General features: G+C 59.2%; 22 protein-coding genes. 4 read left to right on the top strand and 18 right to left on the bottom strand.

All coding sequences use genetic code 11. The features are described 5' to 3' along the window. Nucleotides 1-120: 120 nt before the first annotated feature. Together BFL40_RS20990 and BFL40_RS20985 are read right to left on the bottom strand one after the other, a co-directional pair. Nucleotides 121-669, bottom strand: coding sequence for a sugar ABC transporter ATPase (locus tag BFL40_RS20990; RefSeq protein WP_071485726.1), 549 nt, complete (start codon nt 667-669; stop codon nt 121-123). 59 nt (nt 670-728) lie between these two features. Further along, a complete protein-coding gene (locus BFL40_RS20985) occupies nt 729-1,496 on the bottom strand; it encodes a sulfite exporter TauE/SafE family protein (RefSeq protein WP_071485725.1) in 768 nt (255 codons plus the stop codon). 99 nt (nt 1,497-1,595) lie between these two features. On the opposite strand from BFL40_RS20985, the gene BFL40_RS20980 reads away from it, so the two are divergent. From BFL40_RS20980 to leuA, 4 genes are all read left to right on the top strand, one after another. Next, nucleotides 1,596-2,486, top strand: a complete 891-nt coding sequence (locus BFL40_RS20980) for a LysR family transcriptional regulator (protein WP_071485724.1) — start codon at nt 1,596-1,598, stop codon at nt 2,484-2,486. Between the two features lie 10 nt (nt 2,487-2,496). Next, nucleotides 2,497-3,876 carry an exodeoxyribonuclease VII large subunit gene (xseA, locus tag BFL40_RS20975; protein WP_071485723.1) on the top strand — a complete coding sequence of 460 codons (1,380 nt, stop codon included), beginning with the start codon at nt 2,497-2,499 and terminating at the stop codon, nt 3,874-3,876. Between the two features lie 3 nt (nt 3,877-3,879). After that, complete coding sequence (locus BFL40_RS20970; protein WP_071485722.1) at nt 3,880-4,701, top strand: peptidoglycan DD-metalloendopeptidase family protein; 822 nt, start codon at nt 3,880-3,882, stop codon at nt 4,699-4,701. Nucleotides 4,702-5,024: 323 nt separating this feature from the next. Next, complete coding sequence (gene leuA, locus BFL40_RS20965) at nt 5,025-6,704, top strand: 2-isopropylmalate synthase (protein ID WP_071485721.1); 1,680 nt, start codon at nt 5,025-5,027, stop codon at nt 6,702-6,704. A gap of 126 nt (nt 6,705-6,830) precedes the next feature. On the opposite strand, the gene BFL40_RS20960 is transcribed toward leuA, so the two are convergent. The 16 genes from BFL40_RS20960 to iscA form a co-directional block, all read right to left on the bottom strand. Next, on the bottom strand, nt 6,831-7,622 hold the full coding sequence (locus BFL40_RS20960) for an amidohydrolase (protein WP_071485720.1): 792 nt from the start codon (nt 7,620-7,622) through the stop codon (nt 6,831-6,833). Further along, on the bottom strand, nt 7,610-8,758 hold the full coding sequence (locus BFL40_RS20955; protein WP_071485719.1) for a pyridoxal phosphate-dependent aminotransferase: 1,149 nt from the start codon (nt 8,756-8,758) through the stop codon (nt 7,610-7,612). The genes BFL40_RS20960 and BFL40_RS20955 overlap by 13 nt, the downstream gene beginning before the upstream one ends. A 134-nt stretch (nt 8,759-8,892) precedes the next feature. After that, the gene (der, locus tag BFL40_RS20950) at nt 8,893-10,362 is read right to left on the bottom strand and encodes a ribosome biogenesis GTPase Der (protein WP_071485718.1); all 1,470 of its coding nucleotides are present in this window, start codon (nt 10,360-10,362) and stop codon (nt 8,893-8,895) included. A 135-nt stretch (nt 10,363-10,497) separates the two neighbouring features. Then, entirely contained in the window at nt 10,498-11,649 is a 1,152-nt protein-coding gene (gene bamB, locus BFL40_RS20945; RefSeq protein ID WP_071485717.1) for an outer membrane protein assembly factor BamB, read from the bottom strand. Further along, complete coding sequence (locus BFL40_RS20940; RefSeq protein ID WP_071485716.1) at nt 11,642-12,283, bottom strand: YfgM family protein; 642 nt, start codon at nt 12,281-12,283, stop codon at nt 11,642-11,644. Before BFL40_RS20940 ends, bamB begins: the two co-directional genes overlap by 8 nt. 41 nt (nt 12,284-12,324) lie before the next feature. Then, nucleotides 12,325-13,614 (bottom strand): histidine--tRNA ligase, encoded by a 1,290-nt coding sequence (gene hisS, locus BFL40_RS20935; protein ID WP_071485715.1) that lies wholly within the window; start codon nt 13,612-13,614, stop codon nt 12,325-12,327. Between the two features lie 23 nt (nt 13,615-13,637). Further along, nucleotides 13,638-14,747 carry a flavodoxin-dependent (E)-4-hydroxy-3-methylbut-2-enyl-diphosphate synthase gene (gene ispG, locus BFL40_RS20930; RefSeq protein ID WP_071485714.1) on the bottom strand — a complete coding sequence of 370 codons (1,110 nt, stop codon included), beginning with the start codon at nt 14,745-14,747 and terminating at the stop codon, nt 13,638-13,640. Nucleotides 14,748-14,749: 2 nt separating this feature from the next. Next, on the bottom strand, nt 14,750-15,745 hold the full coding sequence (locus BFL40_RS20925) for a RodZ domain-containing protein (RefSeq protein ID WP_071485713.1): 996 nt from the start codon (nt 15,743-15,745) through the stop codon (nt 14,750-14,752). Further along, nucleotides 15,745-16,503 (bottom strand): type IV pilus biogenesis/stability protein PilW, encoded by a 759-nt coding sequence (gene pilW / locus BFL40_RS20920; RefSeq protein WP_071485712.1) that lies wholly within the window; start codon nt 16,501-16,503, stop codon nt 15,745-15,747. Before pilW ends, BFL40_RS20925 begins: the two co-directional genes overlap by 1 nt. Nucleotides 16,504-16,515: 12 nt before the next feature. Then, nucleotides 16,516-17,664, bottom strand: a complete 1,149-nt coding sequence (gene rlmN / locus BFL40_RS20915) for a dual-specificity RNA methyltransferase RlmN (protein WP_071485711.1) — start codon at nt 17,662-17,664, stop codon at nt 16,516-16,518. A gap of 29 nt (nt 17,665-17,693) precedes the next feature. Continuing rightward, nucleotides 17,694-18,119: a nucleoside-diphosphate kinase gene (ndk, locus tag BFL40_RS20910; protein ID WP_003175956.1), complete on the bottom strand. Its 426-nt coding sequence runs from the start codon at nt 18,117-18,119 to the stop codon at nt 17,694-17,696. A 92-nt stretch (nt 18,120-18,211) separates the two neighbouring features. After that, complete coding sequence (iscX, locus tag BFL40_RS20905) at nt 18,212-18,412, bottom strand: Fe-S cluster assembly protein IscX (protein ID WP_071485710.1); 201 nt, start codon at nt 18,410-18,412, stop codon at nt 18,212-18,214. 14 nt (nt 18,413-18,426) lie between these two features. Then, nucleotides 18,427-18,768 carry an ISC system 2Fe-2S type ferredoxin gene (gene fdx, locus BFL40_RS20900; RefSeq protein ID WP_017736823.1) on the bottom strand — a complete coding sequence of 114 codons (342 nt, stop codon included), beginning with the start codon at nt 18,766-18,768 and terminating at the stop codon, nt 18,427-18,429. 3 nt (nt 18,769-18,771) lie between these two features. After that, nucleotides 18,772-20,634 (bottom strand): Fe-S protein assembly chaperone HscA, encoded by a 1,863-nt coding sequence (gene hscA / locus BFL40_RS20895; protein ID WP_071485709.1) that lies wholly within the window; start codon nt 20,632-20,634, stop codon nt 18,772-18,774. A 51-nt stretch (nt 20,635-20,685) separates the two neighbouring features. Beyond that, entirely contained in the window at nt 20,686-21,207 is a 522-nt protein-coding gene (gene hscB, locus BFL40_RS20890) for a co-chaperone HscB (RefSeq protein ID WP_071485708.1), read from the bottom strand. 8 nt (nt 21,208-21,215) lie between these two features. Continuing rightward, nucleotides 21,216-21,539, bottom strand: a complete 324-nt coding sequence (gene iscA, locus BFL40_RS20885; RefSeq protein WP_010565230.1) for an iron-sulfur cluster assembly protein IscA — start codon at nt 21,537-21,539, stop codon at nt 21,216-21,218. Nucleotides 21,540-21,553: the final 14 nt, after the last annotated feature.

The following is a 21,553-nucleotide window of genomic DNA, read 5'->3' as shown; positions in this document are numbered from 1 at the left end:
TTGAACACTGATCGTTCCTACGCTCCGCGTGGGAATGCATCCTGTGACGCTCCGCGTCACGACCTTAAGAGCGTACGCGGAGCGTCCAGGGCGGCATTCCCACGCGGAGCGTGGGAACGATTAAAGTTCGACTTTGACCCAACTCATCTTCTGGTCCAGCCAATCGGCAAATTCGTCGATAAAGCTCTGTTTGAACCCCGCCTCCGCCCAATTATTGAAGATGAACCCGAGATTGGAGAATCCGCATTCCTGCAGGAACAGAAACCCGTTGATGTCATCTTCATGCCCACACAGCGGACAAGTGAAATTGTCGGTGTGACCGGGCATCCAGTCTTCCAGGCTTTCGAACAGCGCTTCGCCGACTTCCTTGCGGCACTCCGGGCAACCGGCTTCTTCAAGAAAGCCCTTGGCCGGGGTATAGATGCAGCGCTTGTAGATGATCTCCAACCCGTTGACCGGTTCGTTGAACGGCAGCGCTTGCGGGTGTAACACCACCGCGCGGGCACCGTCAGCCAGGGCGTAGGCCATGCGATTGCCAGTGCGCCCGCAGGTGGTCAACTCGTCCTTGATGATGTTCTTGCGCACCAGCCAACGCACGATCGCCCGGGCCCGGGGTTCGTGGACGGGTAAGGTGGAGATTTTCGGGACAAGGATGCTTTGGGAGTTCATGGGATCACGGTGCCAAATAGATTTCTGCGGCGGGCAGCTTAATCCTTGGCACCCGCAGGTCAAGTGCTCAAGTAGCGCCCTATCAACGCAATACCGCTCGCCAGCACCAGCCACGTCACCAGCCGTACAAAGGCTTCACGAGACATGCGCATCGTCAGCCTGCGCCCACACCACAGCCCCAGGGCCATCGCCGGAAACAGGCACAGCGCCAACATCAACAGCGACAAGTCAGCATACACCCCGGCGATCAGGAACAGGCTGAGGCGCACCACGGTGCTGCAACTGATCAACGCACTTTGAGTAGCCCGCGCCGCGTCCTTGGGCAGGCGACTGTTCAGATAAATGGCATATAAAAAGCCGCCACTGCCAAACAACGCGCCAAACAAACCGCCGACGGTGCCCATGGGAATAGACCAGCCTGCCGCCAACTGCGTCGGACGGGCTTTTACCGCCAGGCTGTAAATCGCGTAGGCGCTGATAAACAACCCCATTAATAGCAGCAACAGATTCGAATGCAGGTTGAGCAAAAAGATCACGCCCAGCGTGCAGCCAATTGCCATGCATGGCAGCAACCGCAACAACTCCGGCTTGTTCACGTCCCGCCGCGATTGCAGCAGGTTGCCAAAAGCCGCAACGAAATCCAGCAGTACCAACAGCGGGATGATCTTCGACAGCGGCATAAACACAATCAGGATTGGCCCCGCCACCAGCGCCGTGCCGAACCCGGCGATGCCAAAAACGATATAGGCCACGAGCACAGCCAGGCCGATCACCAGCCAATCCACACCGCCAAACGACCACTGACTCATCAGCTCAACCGGGCTCATGGGTTATTCCTTCAAAGAGATAGCCTTCACTTTAGCCATCGGCGAGTGTTGCGACTAATATCTTCAAAGCCCTCCACCCATCTCGAAAAGGCATGACGCGTGATCTCCACTCGCCAACTGCGCTACTTCGTTGAAATCGCCGACAGTGGCAGCTTCAGTGCCGCCGCCGAGCGCCTGTTCGTGGCGCAATCAGCCCTGAGCCGACAGATCAAGGAGCTGGAAACCCAGCTGCAAACCCCACTGTTCGAACGCACCGCGCGCCAGCCTCGGCTGACGGCTGCCGGTGAAGCCTTCTATCCGCGGGCGCGCAACCTGCTCAGTGAGCTGCTCAAAGCCAGCGAGATGACCACCCAAATCGGTAATGGCCAACTCGGCACCCTGCGCCTGAGCCATTCGAGCACCGTGCCGATGAGCGGGCTCGTGCTGCAAGGCATCAGCACCTGGCTGGAGCGCTGCCCTGGGGTGTCGATGGATATCGTCAAACTGTCCTCCGAAGCGCAACTGGAGGAAATCGCCGACGGCCGCCTGGAAGTCGGACTGTTACGCCTGCCAGTGTTGCGCCAGCGCGAAGGCGTACGTGTGGTGCCTTTATACAGTGAGCAGTTATTGCTGGCGGTGCCGCCGAATCACCCGCTGGCGCGCAGCCACACACCGGTCGAACTGGAACAGCTCAAGGACGAAGCGTTTATCTCGATCCCCCATCCCCAGCGCGGCGGCTTGAGTTATCTGTCAGCCGAGTTGTGCATGCGCGCGGGATTTTTCCCCAAGGCGGCGCGTGTGATGTCGCGCAAGACCACCCAGTTGCAGTTGATTCAGGCTGGCTTCGGTATTGCCTTGTTACCAAAATCCATGCAAGACATCGCCCCCACCAGCGTGCACTTTTTGCCCCTGGCCGACCCGGATTGCCTCAGCACCGTGGCCCTGGCTTGCCACCAAACGCCAAGTGCATTGGTGGAGCAATTCTGCCAAACCTTGCACGATTGCCTATAAACTGCCGCCCATGATTAAAGATCCTTTTGCCCGCTTGGGCCTGGACCGCGAAGTCCTGACTGTCAGCCAGCTCAACGGCCGCGCGCGGGTGTTGCTGGAAGACGTGTTCACCAATATCTGGGTCGAAGGCGAAATCTCCAACCTCGCCCGCCCGGCCTCCGGCCATGTGTATTTCACCCTCAAGGACAGCGGCGCCCAAGTGCGTTGCGCGCTGTTCCGCAACAATGCCGCAAAGGTGCGCCAGGCGTTGAAGGATGGCCTGGCGGTGAAGGTACGCGGCAAGGTCTCGCTGTTTGAAGGCCGCGGCGACTACCAGCTGATCCTCGACACCGTGGAGCCTGCCGGTGACGGTGCGCTGCGCTTGGCGTTCGATGCACTGAAGGAAAAGCTCAGCGCCGAAGGCCTGTTCAGTGCCGAGCGCAAGGTGCCGTTGCCGGCCCATCCGCAGCGTATCGGCATTATCAGTTCACCGACCGGCGCGGTAATCCGCGACATCATCAGCGTGTTCCGTCGCCGTGCGCCACAAGTGCAGCTGACATTGATCCCCACCGCCGTTCAAGGCCGCGAAGCGATCCCGCAGATTGTGCGTGCGCTGAAGCTGGCCGACTCGCGAGGTTTTGATGCGTTGATCCTGGCCCGTGGCGGCGGTTCGCTGGAAGACCTCTGGTGCTTCAACGAAGAAGCCGTCGCGCGCGCGGTGGACGCGTGCGTCACGCCAATCGTCAGCGCCGTCGGCCATGAAACCGACGTGTCGATCAGTGACTTTGTGGCCGACGTACGCGCACCAACCCCCTCCGCCGCGGCTGAATTACTCGCCCCGGATTCCAGCAACCTGGTACGCCAAGTCGAAAGCCTTCACCGCCGACTGGTCATGCTGATGCGTAATCGACTGACTCATGACCGCCTGCGCCTGGAAGGCATGGCCCGTCGCCTGCGCCACCCCGGCGAACGTCTGCGCCAACAAGCCCAGCGCCTGGATGACCTGGACATGCGCCTGCGCCGTGCTTTCGAGCGCAGCCTCAATACCCGTCGCGAGCGGTTGATCCGCCTGGAAACCCGCCTCGCCGGCCAGCACCCCGGCCGCCAGTTGGCCTTGCTGCGCCAACGCCTGGACAGCCTTGCCGAACGCCTGCCCCGCGCCATGCGCGAAGGCCTCAAGGCGCGCCGCCTGCAACTGCAAAGCCAGGTGCAGACGTTGCAGGTGGTCAGCCCCCTGGCAACCTTGGGCCGTGGTTACAGCATCTTGCTGGACGAGCGCGGCCAGGCGATTCGCAACGCCGCGCAAACCCACACTGGGCAGCGGCTGACCGCGCGCCTCGGTGAAGGCCAATTGCAGGTACGGGTGGAAGATAACCACCTGACGCCCGTCACCCTTTCGCTATTGGATTGATTGATGCCACGTTTTCTCAGTTTGTTGATGCTTTTGTGCCTGACCCTCAATGCCCACGCCGACAGCTACATCACTCGGCTGCTGAACAAGCCGGTGCCTGGTGGCGTCGCAGTGGTCGACCTCGGCACGTCGGCGACGGCGCCTAAAGCCACCTACCTGAGCAGGCCGGTGCTGGTGGTCAAGGAACAGAACAACTGGCTGGCGATTGTCGGCATCCCGCTGGCCGTTAAACCCGGCACCCAGCGCATCACCAGCGGCGCGCAAAACCTGCCGTTCGTCGTAGGTTTCAAGAAATACCCCGAGCAGCACATCACCCTGAAGAACAAAAGCCAGGTGAACCCGGACCCGGCGCAGCTCAAACGCATCGAAGGCGAGCTGGCCGTTCAGCTCAAGGCTTACCGCAGTTTCAGCCCGAACACGCCGAGCAACTTGCTGCTGGACAAGCCGGTCAATGGGCCGCTGTCGAGCAAGTTTGGCGTACGCCGGTTCTTTAATGGCGAGGAGCGCAATCCGCACTCGGGCCTGGACTTCGCGGTAGGCGCCGGTACGCCGATCAAGACCCCGGCGGCGGGCAAGGTGATCCTGACCGGCAACTATTTTTTCAATGGCAACACCGTGTTTGTCGACCACGGCCAGGGCTTCATCAGTATGTTCTGCCATATGTCGAAGATCGACGTGAAAGTCGGCGATCAACTGGCACGTGGAGCGGTGGTGGGCAAGGTCGGCTCGACGGGCCGTGCGACCGGGCCACATATGCATTGGAACATCAGCCTTAACGATGCACGGGTCGACCCGGCGATCTTTATCGGCGCGTTCCAACCCTGAATGACTCAATTGCGCGCTCGATAACGGGCGCGCAATTAAAATCAGTCATCAGATTATTCAACGCCATAAAATCTCGCATCCGACGCCAATAGCAGAACTTCTCTCAATTTTTCTCGACTGCTTGCCATCTTTCACCCCGGCGGTTAGGGTTGAGCTTATGAAAACCTCTCACACCCTCATTCAGCTTCGCCAGCACCGCAGCCTGTGCCTCGTCAGCGCACGACTGCCAGGCTGAATCGATCTGCCTCGCCCCAAGAAAGCATCCCAACAATAGTTACACGGCAGGCCGCCTTTTCTCGGCCCCTACACCAAAGGATTTCCCGATGAGCATGCTCAAAGACCCGTCTTCGAAGTACCGCGCGTTTCCGACCATCGATATTGCGGACCGTACCTGGCCGTCGAAGACCATCACTGAAGCGCCGATCTGGTGCAGCTCCGACCTGCGTGATGGCAACCAGTCGCTGATCGAACCGATGGACGCCGCGAAAAAGCTGCGTTTCTGGAAGACGCTGGTGTCTGTAGGCGTGAAGGAAATCGAAGCCTCGTTCCCAGCCGCTTCGCAAACCGACTTCGACTTCGTGCGCACCCTGATCGAAGACAACCACATCCCCGAGGACACCACCATCCAGGTGCTGACCCAGGGCCGTGAAGACTTGATCGCACGTACCTTCGAATCCCTGCGCGGTGCCAAAAAAGCCATCGTGCACTTGTACAACGCCACATCGCCGTCCTTCCGCCGCATCGTGTTCAACCAGGACAAGGACGGGATCAAGGCCATCGCGGTCAACGCGGCCAAGCTGTTCGTCAAATACGCCGCCCAGCAGCCGGAAACCCAGTGGACCTTCGAGTACTCCCCGGAGACCTTCAGCGCTACCGAACTGGAGTTCGCCAAGGAAGTGTGTGACGCCGTGATCGAGGTGTGGAACCCGACGCCTGAGCACAAAATGATCCTCAACCTGCCGGCCACCGTTGAGTGCGCCACGCCGAACATCTATGCCGACCAGATCGAGTGGTTCGGTCGCCATATCAACCGTCGTGACAGCGTGATCATCAGCCTGCACACCCACAACGACCGTGGCACCGGCGTGGCCGCCACCGAGCTGGGCCTGATGGCAGGCGCCGACCGTGTCGAAGGCTGCCTGTTCGGCAACGGCGAGCGCACCGGCAACGTCGACCTGGTCACCGTGGCACTGAACATGTACACCCAGGGCCTCGACCCACAGCTGGACTTCTCCGACATCGACGGCGTGCGTAAAGTCGTCGAAGAATGCAACCAGATCCAGGTGCACCCACGCCATCCGTACGTCGGCGACCTGGTGCACACCGCATTCTCCGGTTCCCACCAGGACGCGATCCGCAAGGGCTTCGCCCAGCAGAAAGACGATGCCCTGTGGGAAGTGCCGTACTTGCCGATCGACCCGGCCGATATCGGCCGCAGCTACGAGGCGGTGATCCGTGTGAACAGCCAGTCGGGCAAAGGCGGCATCGCCTACCTTCTGGAGCAGGAATATGACATCAGCTTGCCGCGTCGCATGCAGATCGAATTCAGCCAAGTGGTACAGGCCGAAACCGACCGTGTGGGCCTTGAGATGACCGCACCGCAGATCTACGCCTTGTTGCAGCGTGAATACCTGCAAGCCAACACCCCGTACGCGCTGGTCAGCCATCGTCTGCAGGAAGAGAACGGCAACAGCTTTGTCGAGGTGGAAGTCTCGGGCAAGGGCCAGGGCGAAACCAACCTGCACTGGAAAGGCAAAGGCAACGGCGCCCTCGAAGCGCTGGTAGCGGGCCTGCCGATTGGTGTTGAGATCATGGATTACAACGAACATGCAATCGGCGCAGGCACCAACGCCAAGGCAGCGGCGTACATCGAGCTGCGTGTGAATGGTGAGCGTCCGGTACATGGCGTGGGCATTGATGAAAACATCACCACCGCCAGTTTCAAGGCGGTATTCAGTGCACTGAACCGCTCGCTGAGCCAGCTGGAAGCTAAAGCAGCGTAAACCACCACAGATCGTTCCCACGCTCCACGTGGGAATGCAGCTCTGGGCGCTCCGCGCCCGCTTCTAGAGGCGTGGACGCAGAGCGTCACAGGAGGCATTCCCACGCAGAGCTTGGGAACGATCTGCTTAGGTGAACTCGAAAGTATCCGCATCCAGATTCGCCGGGAACCTTGTGCGATACGCCGCCAGCTCCGCCGCATTCAGGCTCACCTGGAACACCCCATCCGCCTCCCCCGCACTCAGCAACGTCTCACCCTGGAAATCCAGTACCTGGCTATCCCCGGTGTAGGCAAAGCCCTTCCCATCCGTCCCCACCCGATTCACCGCTGCCACATAGCACAGGTTCTCGATAGCCCGCGCGGGCAGTAACCGATTCCAATGTTGGCGACGCGCACCGGGCCAATTGGCGGTGTACAGCAGCAAGTCAGTGTCCTGAGCATCGCGACTCCACACGGGAAAGCGAAGGTCGTAGCAAATCAGCGGGCGAATGCGCCAACCCTTCAATTCGAACTGAACCTGCCGCTCGCCAGGGGTGTAGTGATTGTGCTCACCGGCCATGCGGAACAGGTGGCGCTTATCGTAATGCAGCACCTCGCCATCAGGCCGCGCCCACAAGAGGCGGTTGCGGTGGCTGCCGTCTGCGGCCTGAATAATCACGCTGCCGGTGATCACGGCGTTGTACTTCGCCGCCTGGGCCTGGAGCCAATGATAGGTCAGGCCGCGTTCCGGCTCGGCGAGGGTCGCCGACTCCATAGAGAACCCGGTAGTGAACATTTCCGGCAGTACGATCAGATCGGCCCCCCTGGACTGCTCCAACAGTAGCTCGAAGTGTTCGAGGTTGGCCTGCCGGTCGTGCCACACCAGGCTGGTCTGGAACAGGGCGACATTCAGGTCAGGTAACGCCGTCAGATCACGCATAGTTTTTCCGCTGCTTGTTGCAGCGTCTCCTCGCGCTTGGCAAAGCAAAGGCGCACCAGCCGCTGGCCTTGGGGTGGTTTCTGATAGAACACCGAAACCGGGATTGTCGCTACGCCATGCTCGCGAGTCATCCACAATGACATCGCAACGTCATCCAGGTCCGGGCGAATCCGAGAGTAATCCACCAATTGGAAGTAAGTGCCGGTCACCCGGGTAAAACTGAAGCGCGACGGCGCCAGTAGGTCGCAGAACAAGTCGCGCTTGGCCTGATAAAAGGCCGGCAGTTCCTCGACGTGTTCCGGGTGTTCAGCCATGAAATCAGCCAAAGCGTACTGCAAAGGGGTCACGCCGCAGAAGTTGACGTATTGATGCACCTTACGCAGTTCAGCAGTAAGGGCCGGTGGCGCAACCACATAGCCGGTCTTCCAGCCAGTGACGTGGTAGGTCTTGCCGAAGGAACTGACCACAAACGCACGTTGATACAGCTCTTCGTGGGCCAGCACGCTGACATGGGGCACACCATCAAACACCAGGTGTTCGTAGACCTCGTCGCTGACCAGGTAGATATCGCGGTCGCGGATTAGTTCGGCCAACTGGTCCAACTCGGCGCGGCTGATCAGCGCGCCAGTGGGGTTGTGCGGGGTATTGAGGATGATCATGCGTGTACGCGGTGAGAGCGCAGCCTTGATCCGTTCGAAGTCCAAAGCAAAGCCTTGCAGGCTCAATTGCACATGCACGCAGCGGCCACCGGCCAACTCGACCGAGGGCTCATAACTGTCATAGCTGGGGTCGAACACAATGACTTCATCACCGTTGCGAATCACCGCCTGGATCGCGCAGAAGATCGCAGCCGTGGCGCCAGGGGTGATGGTCACTTCGCTGTCGGGATTAACCGTGGCGCCATAACTGCGGGCGATCTTCGCCGCCACTTGCTGGCGCAGCGCCGGCAGGCCAGTCATCGGGGAATATTGGTTATGCCCACTGGCCACATGTTTGCCGACGGCATCGAGCAGGCCTTGAGGGCCATTGAAGTCGGGAAAGCCCTGAGACAGGTTGAGCGCGCCGGTTTCAGCGGCGAGTTGCGACATGGTGGTGAAAATGGTCGTGCCGACATTCGGCAGCTTGCTGGTGATCATCGGAGGCCCCTGCAGGTGAGCCCCAAGTTTTAAGCTGACGGCCGCGTGGGGTCAAGGCACAAACCACCGCGCACAAAAAAGGGCTCCAAAGGAGCCCTCTCTTGCAGCGTGCAGCTTACAACTTGAAGCGGCGCTTATTTCTTATCGCGGCGCTTCTTGTCGGCCTTCTTGTGGTGAGTCATCAAACGACGCTTCTTGTTCACCTGACGGTCAGTCAGTGTGTTCTTGTTGCCTTCGTACGGGTTATCACCACCTTTGAACTCGATACGGATTGGCGTACCCACCAGTTTCAAGACACGGCGATAGGTGTTTTCCAGGTAACGCACATAGGACTTTGGCACCTTCTCGATCTGGTTACCGTGGATCACGATAATCGGCGGGTTGGCACCACCCAAGTGGGCGTAACGCAGTTTGATCCGGCGGTTGTTGACCATCGGCGGCGCGTGCTCGCCAACGGCATCTTCCAGGATCTGGGTCAGACGGTTAGTCGGCCAGCGGGTAACCGCGGACTTGAACGAGTTCTGGACGGACGCGTAGAGGTTACCCACGCCGGTGCCGTGCAGTGCCGAGATAAAGTGAATATCGGCGAACTCGACGAAGAACAGGCGACGTTGCAACTCGATCTTGACGAAGTCGCGCTCGCTCGGCGTCATGCCGTCCCACTTGTTGATCGCGATCACCAGTGCCCGACCGGCCTCCAGGGCAAAGCCCAGCAGGTTGAGATCGTGGTCCACCACGCCTTCGCGGGCGTCCATCACAAAGATCACCACGTTGGCGTCTTTGATCGCTTGCAGGGTTTTCACCACCGAGAACTTTTCAACTTCCTCGTGGATCTTGCCGCGCTTGCGCACACCGGCGGTGTCGATCAGCGTGTACTTTTCCTCGTTACGTTCGAACGGGATGTAGATGCTGTCACGGGTGGTGCCGGGCTGGTCATACACGATTACCCGGTCTTCACCGAGCATGCGGTTAACCAGCGTCGACTTGCCGACGTTCGGGCGGCCGATGATGGCGATCTTGATACCGTCTTTTTCGCTTGGGCCAGGAATGCGCTTGGCTTCCTCACCTTCGGCAACGATCTCTTCTTCGCCCTCTTCTTCCTCGACATCATCCTTAGGGAAGTCGCGCAAGGCGATTTCCAGCATCTGGGTGATACCGCGACCGTGAGCACCGGCAACCGGGATCGCGTCGCCCAGGCCCATCGGGCTGAACTCGGCACGGGCCTGCTCAGGATCGATGTTATCGATCTTGTTAGCGACCAAATAGGAACGCTTGTTGCGCTTGCGCAGGTGCTCGCCAATCATCTGGTCGGCGGCGGTGTAGCCCGCGCGGGCGTCCACCAGGAACAACACGACATCGGCTTCTTCAATGGCCAGCAGCGACTGCTCGGCCATTTTTTCGTCCATGCCATGCTCGTCACCGGAAATACCACCGGTGTCGACAATAATGTAGGAGCGCCCTTGCCACTTTGCCTCACCGTATTGGCGATCACGGGTCAGACCGGACAAGTCGCCGACGATGGCGTCGCGAGTCCTGGTCAGGCGGTTGAACAAGGTGGACTTGCCGACGTTAGGTCGGCCCACCAGGGCGATTACGGGAACCATGCGGCTCTCCACTTCGTTATTTCAGAAAATACAAAAGCCGCTGCAAGGCAGCGGCTGGTGCTCGGGGCAGCATAATTAAATGCCGCATGCCCCGCCGAAGCGGGGCCGCCTGGGTTTTACCCCAAGCATAGTTCTTTACTTGATGGTCAGGGCTTCCAGCTTGCCGCTGTTGCCAAACACATAAAGCATGTTACCCACGACCAGCGGACGAGCACGCAGGCCGTCGCTGTCGATACGCTCGCGGCCGACAAAGCGACCGTCTACCTGGCTCAGCAGATGCAGGTAACCTTCAAAGTCACCTACTGCTACATAGCTGGAGAACACTTCCGGGGCCGACAGTTGACGGCGGGCCAAGGAGTCGTTGCTCCACAGTGCGGTGGTAGAGCGCTCATCAACACTTTCAACAGTGCCCGACGCCAAGCTTACGTAGACGCTGCCAAACCCTTGGGCGACACCGGCGTAGCTGGAAGCATCACGCTGCCAGTTGATACGGCCGCTTTGCAGGTCCAGCGCGGCAACGCGGCCCTGGTAGGTGGCGACGTAAATAGTTTCACCCGACAGCAGCAAGCCGCCGTCGATGTCCACAACGCGGTCCAACTCGGAGCGACCTTGAGGGATTGCCACACGGGTTTCCCAGGCCGGCACGCCGTTCTGGGTGTCCAGGGCGACTACTTTACCGGTCGACAGACCTGCAACGGCCAGATTATTGGTCACAATCGGACCACTGGTGCCGCGCAACGTCAGTACAGCCGGGGTGCTGTCATACAACCAGCGCTGGTTGCCGGTAGCGGCATCCAGACCGATCACTCGGTCATCCTGGGTTTGAACCACGACGACGTCGCCATTGGTAGCCGGCGCTGCAAGCACTTCACTGGTCACGCGAGCGCGCCATTTTTCTTCGCCGGTCGCCGAATCAAGGGCAACCACGTCACCTTTGAGGGTGCCGACCAGAACGAGGCCGTAGCCGACGCCCACACCACCGGAAACCGGCAGTTCGAGGTCTTTCTTCCACTTGACGTCGCCATTCATGCGATCCATGGCAATGATCACGCCAGTGGAGTCAGTGGCCACGATGTTGTCGCCGTCGATTGCCGGCTGCAACAGGTTGTAGAGGTCGCCCTGACCATCACCGACGGAGCGGCTCCACTGCTTTTGCAGGACCACTTCTTCCTTGAAGCTGGTCAGCTCGGCCGGAGGCAGTTCTTTTTTGCTGTTGCTGCTGCAACCCGCGGCCAAAACGGCCAGAGCCAGCAATGCTGCATGTTTCCAACGGATCACGTCACGCATCCCCTTTGGCCAAGTCGTCCAGCTTGAGTTGTAAGCCACCGACCGCCGCTTCATCAGACAGCGCCGCCTTGGCTTTTTGGTACGCAGCATGGGCTTCGTCGGTACGACCCAATTGGACCAACAGGTCGCCCTTGAGCTCTTCACGAGTGGCCACAAATGCCTTGTCAGCATCGCCGTCGAGCAGTTTGAGTGCTTCGTCAGCCTTGTTTTGTGCCGCCAATACCTGCGCCAGGCGCTGACGTGCGATTTCACCCAGGGTCGGGTTGGTCGGTTTGTCGGCGATGGCCTTCAGCTCAGTGGCTGCGTCATCCAGCTTGCCGGTGTCGACCGCGACTTTCGCGACGAACAGGCTGCCGTATTGGGCGTAGGTGCTACCGCCGAATTCGTTTTTCAGCTTGCTGGCCAGATCTGCCACTTGAGCAGGGTCAGGCTTGCCATCAGGCGTCAGCGTGGTTTCCAGCAATTGCTGATAGAGGATCGAGGCGCCTTGGGACTGGTTGGCCTGATACTTGTGCCAGGCTTGCCAGCCGAACACCACCACTAAAGCCAGCAGACCGCCAGTAACCAGAGGCTTGCCGTTACGCTGCCACCAGTCCTTGAACTCGGCCAGTTGATCATCTTCAGTACTCGACACCCCAATACTCCTTAATCGCTAAATTCGGCTGTTCGACAGCTTCAACCCTGCACGACGCAGGTGGCCAAGTGCGCAGCGAGCGCATCAAAGGCAATGTTCTGTTGCTCGCCCTGGCCACGCAGGGGTTTGAAACCTATCACTTGCTGGGCCAACTCGTCATCGCCGAGGATCAGTGCGTACAGCGCACCGCTCTTGTCGGCCTTCTTGAACTGGCTCTTGAAGCTACCGGCGCCGGCATTGACCTGCAGGCGCAGGTTCGGCAGTTGGTCACGGACCTTTTCGCTCAGGGCCAGGGCAGCCAGTTCGGCGGCCTCGCCAAAGGCGCACAGGTACACGTCCACCTGACGGGAAATCTCTTCAGGGACTTGCTCCAGGGTTTCGAGCAGCAGAATCAGCCGCTCGATGCCCATGGCAAAACCCACGCCCGTGGTCGGCTTACCGCCCATCTGCTCGACCAGGCCGTCGTAACGACCTCCAGCACACACAGTGCCCTGGGCACCGAGTTTGTCGGTGACCCACTCGAATACTGTCTTGCTGTAGTAATCGAGGCCACGCACCAGCTTGGTGTTGATCACAAACGGAATGCCGGCAGCATCCAGGCGAGCCTTGAGGCCCTCGAAGTGGGTGCGGGACTCGTCGTCCAGGTAATCGGCCATTTTCGGCGCGTTGACCAGCACGGCCTGAGTGTCGGCGTTCTTGGTATCCAGGACTCGCAACGGGTTGGTCTTCAGACGGCGTTGGCTGTCTTCGTCCAGTTTGTCCAGGTGAGCAGACAGGTACTCGACCAGGGCTACCTTGTAGCGGCCGCGGGATTCGCTGGTGCCCAGGCTGTTGAGTTCAAGCTTGACCGCATCGCGGATGCCCAACAGGCCCCACAGGCGCCAGGTCAGCACGATCAGCTCGGCGTCAATATCCGGGCCGTCGATGTTGAACACTTCCAGGCCGATCTGGTGAAACTGGCGATAACGGCCTTTCTGTGGGCGCTCGTGACGAAACATAGGGCCGATGTACCACAGTTTCTGCGGCTGGCCAGCACCGGTGAGACCATGTTCAAGCACGGCGCGCACGCACGCAGCGGTACCTTCCGGACGCAGGGTCAGGGAGTCGCCGTTGCGGTCTTCAAAGGTGTACATCTCTTTTTCGACGATGTCAGTCACTTCACCGATGGAGCGCTTGAACAGCTCGGTGAACTCGACGATCGGCATGCGGATCTGTTTGTAACCGTAGTTATCCAACAGGCGCGCGACGGTGCTCTCGAAGTAGCGCCACAGTGGCGTCTGCTCCGGCATGATGTCGTTCATGCCACGAATGGCTTGCAGAGACTTGCTCACATCAAATCCTTAAATTCGTTCAATCAGCCGCGCGCGATCAGCGCTGCGTCAGCCGCGACCTTTTCGGCCGCTTTCTCGCGGATCAGTCTTTCGAGCTCATCCACCAGATTGTCATTCGTCAACTTCTGCGACGGCTTGCCGTCAATGTAAATCAGGTTCGGTGTACCGCCGGTCAGGCCTATGTGCGCCTCTTTGGCTTCACCCGGGCCGTTGACCACGCAACCGATTACCGCAACATCCAGCGGCACCAGCAGGTCTTCGAGGCGTCCTTCCAGTTCGTTCATGGTTTTCACTACATCGAAATTCTGCCGCGAGCAGCTCGGGCAGGCGATGAAGTTGATGCCACGGGAACGCAAATGCAGGGATTTGAGAATGTCGTAACCGACCTTCACTTCCTCTACCGGGTCTGCCGCCAGGGAGATGCGGATAGTATCGCCAATCCCTTCGGCGAGCAGCATACCGAGACCCACCGCAGATTTCACTGTGCCTGAGCGCAAACCGCCCGCTTCGGTGATACCCAAGTGCAGTGGCTGGACAATTTCCTTGGCCAGCAGGCGGTAGGCTTCTACCGCCATGAACACGTCGGAGGCCTTTACGCTGACCTTGAAGTCCTGAAAGTTCAGGCGCTCAAGGTGTTCAACGTGGCGCAGCGCCGATTCAACCAGCGCCGCCGGGGTTGGCTCGCCGTATTTCTTTTGCAGGTCTTTTTCCAGGGAACCGGCGTTAACGCCGATACGGATTGGAATCCCGCGGTCACGGGCAGCATCCACCACAGCGCGCACACGGTCTTCACGACCGATGTTGCCCGGGTTGATGCGCAGGCAATCCACACCCAGTTCGGCTACACGCAATGCAATCTTGTAGTCGAAGTGAATGTCGGCAACCAACGGCACCTTGACCAACTGCTTGATACGGCCGAACGCCTCTGCTGCATCCATATCCGGTACGGAAATGCGCACGATGTCTACGCCAGCCGCTTCCAGACGGTTGATCTGGGCAACGGTGGCAGCAACATCGTTAGTGTCGCTGTTGGTCATGCTTTGTACTGCGATGGGGGCGTCGCCACCCACCGGCACCGAGCCGACCCAGATTTTGCGCGATACGCGACGTTTGATTGGAGATTCGCCGTGCATGACTATTGTCCCAACTTCAGGCGAGCAGTCTCGCCACTGGTGAACGGCGCCACGTCCACAGGCTGGCCGTTATAGGCCACTTGCGCGCCACGGGCAAAGCCCAGACGCAGCGTCAAAGGAGGCTTGCCGCCCTGGTCAAGAGTATCTCCCTTACGCTTCAGACCACTAAACAGCACTTTGCCATTGCCATCGGTAACTTGCGTCCAGCAGTCAGCGACGAAGGTAATCTGGATGTGCCCGTCACCGGCTATCAATGCTGGGGTGGTAGGAGGCGAAATCGCTGGGGCGGCTGGAGCGGCGGCCGCTGGGGCCTGTGCCGGAACAGCCGGGATATGGGCCTGGGCAACTGGAGCAATCGGAGTAGCGGGTACGGCTGGAGCCGACACAGCGGCAATCGCGGCAGGCGAAGTGTTCGTCGCCTCCAGCGTAGCTTGCTCGGCGGCAACCGGCGCTTGAGGCGCGGCCAGGCCTTCGGCTGCGGCCTGGTCTTCCGGCTCATCCAACGGGTGAATCTGGGTGGTGCCATCGGCGCTTTCGACTTCGACGTGCTCCATGGCGTTGCTGGTCAGGTCCTTGCTGCGTTGGGAAGTCTGGTCTTGCCACCAGACGAAACCACCGCCGATCACAGCAATCAGCAGCAACAGACTGACAATGCGCAAAATCGTGTGGGAAACACGCACCGGCTCTTCGATACGACCCAAGCCATGAACATTGCTGCCCTGGGAGTCGGTGCCGGTGAACTGGTCGAATTCCTGGACCAGCACGGCCTGGTCGATACCCAGTAACTTGGCATAGGCGCGGATATAGCCGCGGGCGAAGGTATGCCCAGGCAGCTTGTCGAACGCGCCGGCTTCCAGATTGCCCAGGGACGTAGTGGTCAAATTGAGCTTGAGGGCCACTTCTGCCAGCGACCAACCATTGCTTTCGCGGGCCTGACGCAAGGTCTCGCCTGGGTTTACGCGATTAGCTGCTACAACTTCCGGGTGCGCCGCTTTCATCATTGCTCCGACAGGTATTGCTGATATTCCGGCGTACCGGGATAGAGTCGTTCGAGTTGCTGGCCAAAACGTGCGGCCGTGTCGCGTTCTTCATGAACCGTCGCCAGGCGCACACCGAGCAATAGACTACGTGCATTTTGCCCGCTAAGCAGGCTAAAACGCGCGTAATAGTCACGTGCCGGCACATAATGCCTGTCTTCGTAAGACAACTCAGCCATTTCGAGCAACGCGCGTGGCTGGCGACTGTTCAGATGCAGGGCTTTTTCCAGTTGCTGGCGGGCGCTGTCGCGCTGACCGAGGCGTATCGAAGTCACCCCTAGGTTCTCAAACACCCGCGACCGCCCGGAATAGAGGGCATCGGCGGATGCTTGCTGGAAATAGCGAGAAGCCTGGTCATAACGTTTCTGCTCGAACAGAAAGCTGCCGTAATTGTTCAGCAGTCGAGGGTCGGCAGGACGGGAGGCCAAGGCCTTGTGGAAATATTGATCGGCCAGCTCAGGTTCGGCCTGGGCCTGGAACACCAAGGCTAATGCGGCATTGGCGTCAGCATCGTCGCTGTCCAGCTCAAGGGCCTTTCTCAACGGAACCTTGGCCTGCTCGCTCATACCTTGCTGCAGGTAACCCAGCCCCAGTTGCACATAGGCAACTCGCGCCTCATCACGGCCTTTATCGGTGTGCAAAGGGCTGTCATGGCCCGATGAAACACAACCGGCCGCGAGGCCGGTAACAAGTAAAAGCAGCGCAAGGCGCAAGGGCATAGAGATCCTCTCTCAGATTCGATTCACAGCAATTTGCGGCAAATCTTCGGCGGCGTTAAGTTCGCGCACGGCGATATAACGTTCGCTGCGGCGGGTGCGGTCCATCACCTGCCCTACCAATTGGCCACAGGCGGCGTCGATGTCTTCACCACGGGTGGTGCGTACAGTGACGTTGTAGCCGGCCTGGTGCAGTTGATCCTGGAAACGGCGAATGGCGTTGTTGCTCGGCCGCTCGTAGCCAGAATGGGGAAACGGGTTAAACGGAATCAGGTTGATCTTGCACGGGGTGTTCTTGAGCAACTCGATCATCTCGACCGCGTGTTCGACCTTGTCGTTGATGTCCTTGAGCAGGGTGTACTCAACGGTCAACACGCGCTTTTCACCCAAGGTCGCCATGTAACGCTGGCAAGATTCGAGCAGCATCTTAAGCGGATACTTCTTGTTGATCGGCACCAATTGGTTACGCAATGCGTCATTCGGTGCGTGCAGCGACAATGCCAGGGAGACGTCGATGTGCTTGGCCAGCTCATCGATCATCGGCACCACGCCGGAGGTCGACAAGGTCACACGGCGCTTGGAGATGCCGTAGCCCAGGTCGTCCATCATCAAATGCATGGCTGCAATAACGTTGTCGAAGTTCAGCAGCGGCTCACCCATGCCCATCATCACCACGTTGGTGATGGCACGGTCGACGGTTGCCGGGACGCTGCCAAAGGATTTGTTGGCAATCCACACCTGCCCGATAACTTCGGCGGCGGTGAGGTTGCTATTGAAGCCTTGCTTGCCGGTGGAGCAGAAACTGCAATCCAGGGCACAGCCTGCCTGGGACGAAACGCACAAAGTGCCACGTTTGCCCTGGGGAATGTACACGGTCTCGACGCAGCTACCGGACGCCACGCGCACCACCCACTTACGGGTGCCGTCGGTGGAGATGTCCTCGCTGACCACTTCGGGGCCGCGGACTTCAGCAATGGCCTTGAGCTTGTCGCGCAAGGCTTTGCTGACGTTCGTCATGGCGTCGAAATCGTCAACGCCAAAGTGGTGAATCCACTTCATTACCTGACCGGCACGGAAACGCTTCTCCCCGATTGAGTCGAAGAATTTTTCCATTTCCTGTTGGGTCAGACCCAGCAGGTTGGTTTTAACAGTCGATGTAGTCATGGATTCACCCTCACTCTTTAAGCCGATGCTTAGCGAGCGGTTACTTCAGTAGCAGCGAAAAAGTACGAGATTTCGCGAGCAGCAGCGGCTTCGGAGTCCGAACCGTGAACAGCGTTGGCGTCGATGGATTCAGCGAAGTCAGCACGGATGGTGCCGGCAGCAGCTTCTTTAGGGTTGGTAGCGCCCATCAGCTCACGGTTCAAAGCGATAGCGTTTTCGCCTTCCAGAACCTGAACAACAACAGGACCGGAGATCATGAAAGCAACCAGGTCGCCGAAGAAACCACGAGCGCTGTGCTCAGCGTAGAAGCCTTCAGCTTCAGCTTTGGACAGTTGCTTGAGTTTCGAAGCTACAACCTTCAGGCCGGCTTTTTCGAAACGAGTGGTGATCTCGCCGATGACGTTTTTTGCAACAGCGTCAGGCTTGATGATGGAGAAAGTACGTTGAACAGCCATGGTGTAACTCCAGAAACGGTAATTTACGAAAAATTAAACCCGCGAATTATACGCGGGTTATTGGGTATTGCCTAACTGCGTAAAAAGGCGGCTCAGTCTGCTTCTTCGATCCACAGGCCTTGAATCGCCTCCAGAACCTTTTCGCCACCCCGGTCCGGGATGTCGTCGAATTCCGGCAGCGCCATCACCAGATCACGCAGCGTGACGAAGTTCACCGACAGAGGGTTGACGTCCGGGTGGGCTTCAGCAAGCTGTATAGCGATTTCTTGTACATCAACCCATTTCAGGCTCATGACATTTCCTTGAATCAATGCGGCGCTTCGGCCGCATGGTTGAGCGAATATTTAGGAATTTCGACGGTAATGTCTTCAGTCCCGACCTTTGCCTGACAGCTTAGGCGCGAATGCGCTTCCAGGCCCCAGGCGCGATCAAGAAAGTCCTCTTCCAGCTCGTCAGCCTCTTCCAGGGTATTAAAACCCTCGCGAATGATGCAGTGACAGGTGGTGCAGGCGCAGACACCGCCGCAGGCACTTTCGATCTCAATGTGGTTGTCATGGGCAACTTCGAGGATGGACTTGCCGGTCTCAGCCTCCACGACCATACCGTCCGGGCAATGCTCGGCGTGTGGCAGAAAAATGACCTGCGGCATTAATTATTCCTCGATTTCATTCAGGTTGCGGCCCGCCAGGGCGGCTTTTACCGACTGGTCCATACGACGGGCGGCAAAAGCATCGGTCACTTGCGACAGACGCTTGGTCTGCTGCTCGATGGCGTAACCATCGGTGCCCTTCATCAGTTCAGCCAATTCCTGCATCTGCAGGTCGATAACCATGCGTTCTTCGTCATCCAGCAGGCGCTCGCCGTCAGCATCCAGGGCGCCCTGCACCGCTTCGAGCAGGCGCTGGGCATCCACTTGTTGCTCACGCAGAACGCGTGCGACCTTGTCATCACCGGCGTACTGGAACGAATCCTTGAGCATCTTGGCGATTTCACCGTCCGTCAGGCCGTAGGACGGCTTGACCTGGATGCTGGCTTCAACGCCCGAGCCCAGCTCACGCGCAGCCACATTCAGCAGGCCGTCGGCGTCGACCTGGAAGGTCACACGAATCTTCGCAGCCCCCGCGACCATGGCCGGGATACCACGCAATTCAAAGCGCGCCAGGGAGCGACAGTCGCTGATCAGCTCGCGCTCACCTTGCAGCACATGAATCATCATGGCCGTCTGGCCATCTTTGTAAGTAGTGAAATCCTGGGCGCGAGCGACGGGAATGGTGGTGTTGCGCGGAATCACCTTCTCCATCAGGCCACCCATGGTTTCCAGCCCCAGGGACAGCGGGATCACGTCGAGCAGAAGCAGTTCGCCACCATCGCGCTTGTTGCCCGCCAAGGTATCGGCCTGGATCGCAGCACCAATGGCTACCACTTGATCCGGGTCGATTTCCGTCAGCGGCTGGCGACCGAAGGCTTCGGCCACAGCGTCGCGGACACGGGGCACGCGGGTCGAACCGCCGACCATGACCACAGCACCAACGTCTTCCAACTCAATACCGGAATCACGCACCGCGCGACGGCAAGCTTTAAGACTACGAGCGACCATCGGCTCGATCAACGAATCGAAGGCTTCGCGGGTCAACTGAGCAGACCAAGAACCGTAAGAAACTTCAACGGATGCAGCATCAGTCAACGCTTCTTTGGCGGAACAGGCGGTTTGCAGCAAGTTGCGCTGCGCGCCCGGGTCCAGGTCGGCGGACAAGCCAGCACAGGTGATGATCCAGCCCGCAATGGCGTGATCGAAGTCATCGCCACCCAAGGCAGTGTCGCCACCAGTGGCCAGCACCTCAAAGACACCGCCGGTCAGGCGCAGGATCGAAATATCAAAAGTACCGCCGCCCAGGTCATAGATGGCGACAAGGCCTTCAGCGTGCTGATCAAGGCCATAAGCCACGGCAGCAGCTGTCGGCTCGTTGAGCAGGCGCAGCACGTTCAGACCGGCGAGCTTTGCCGCATCCTTGGTGGCCTGGCGCTGAGCATCGTCGAAATACGCCGGAACCGTGATCACCGCGCCGACCAGCTCGCCACCCAACGTGGTTTCCGCGCGCTGGCGCAGCACCTTGAGGATGTCGGCCGACACTTCCACCGGGCTTTTCGGGCCTTGGACGGTATCGATGAACGGCATATGGGATTCGCCGCCGACAAAGCGGTACGGCAGCTGATCGCCCAATTGTTTGACGTCGGACAGACCACGACCCATCAAGCGCTTGACCGACAGCACGGTATTCAAAGGATCTGTAGACGCTGCCAGCTTGGCCGACTCACCCACTTCGGTGCGATCGGCGTGATAGCGCACGGCGGACGGCAGGATCACCTGGCCATCGGCGTCGGGCAGCGGCTCGGACAGGCCGCTGCGCAATGCAGCAACCAGGGAGTTGGTGGTGCCCAGGTCAATCCCGACCGCCAGGCGACGCTGGTGCGGTTGAGGGCTTTGGCCGGGTTCGGCGATTTGCAGTAGGGCCATGGTAATCAGGTCTTATCTGTCTATCAGGCGTGCAACACGGGCAGCACTGGGTTAATCGTCGAGGCGCTCTTCTAGCTGGCGCACTTCGTAGGTGAGCTTGTCGAGAAACTGCATGCGCCGCATCAGGCGTTCAGCCTGTTCACGTTGCGCCGCATCATTCCAACAGGCTGCAAAGCTTTCGTTAAGCTCATCCTGGGCCACTTTCAGACGACGCTTGAAAACTGCGACACCGGCCATATCGGCCTCGTCCTGCAAGTCTTCGAGCTCTTCGCGCCACTGCATCTGCTGCATCAGGAAGTCCGGATCGTGGACCGTGACTTCGAGCGGCAGCTCGCCACCGTTCATCGCAAGCAGATAGCGCGCGCGTTTCGGCGGGTTTTTCAGCGTCTGATAGGCTTCGTTAAGGTTGGCAGATTGCTCCAGCGCCATGCGCTGCTCACGCTCGGAAGCGTCAGCAAAGCGGTCTGGGTGCACGCCACGCGCCAATTCACGGTAGCGCGTAGCAAGCTGCTCGAGGTCCAGCCGAAAACTCGGCTGCATCTCGAATAAAGCGAAATGACAAGGAGTACCCACAAATAGCCTCAGATGTTGAAGCTTTCGCCGCAGCCACATTCACCGCGTACGTTGGGGTTGTTGAACTTGAAGCCTTCGTTCAACCCTTCCTTGACGAAGTCAAGCTCGGTGCCATCCAGATAGGTCAGGCTCTTAGGGTCGATGATCACTTTCTCGCCGTGACTTTCGAACACCTGGTCTTCCGCAACCACCTCGTCGACAAACTCCAGCACGTAGGCAAGGCCGGAACAGCCTGTGGTGCGTACACCCAGACGAATCCCCTCACCTTTACCGCGCCCATCCAGGGAGCGTCGCACGTGCCGCGCGGCCGCTTCTGTCATGCTGATAGCCATCGTTGACTCCTTAC

Origin of the sequence: Pseudomonas costantinii (assembly GCF_001870435.1) — a bacterium.
Classification (GTDB): domain Bacteria; phylum Pseudomonadota; class Gammaproteobacteria; order Pseudomonadales; family Pseudomonadaceae; genus Aquipseudomonas; species Aquipseudomonas costantinii.
The sequence above is the reverse complement of the archived record's forward strand: the minus strand, read 5'-3'. Positions and strand labels throughout refer to the sequence as shown.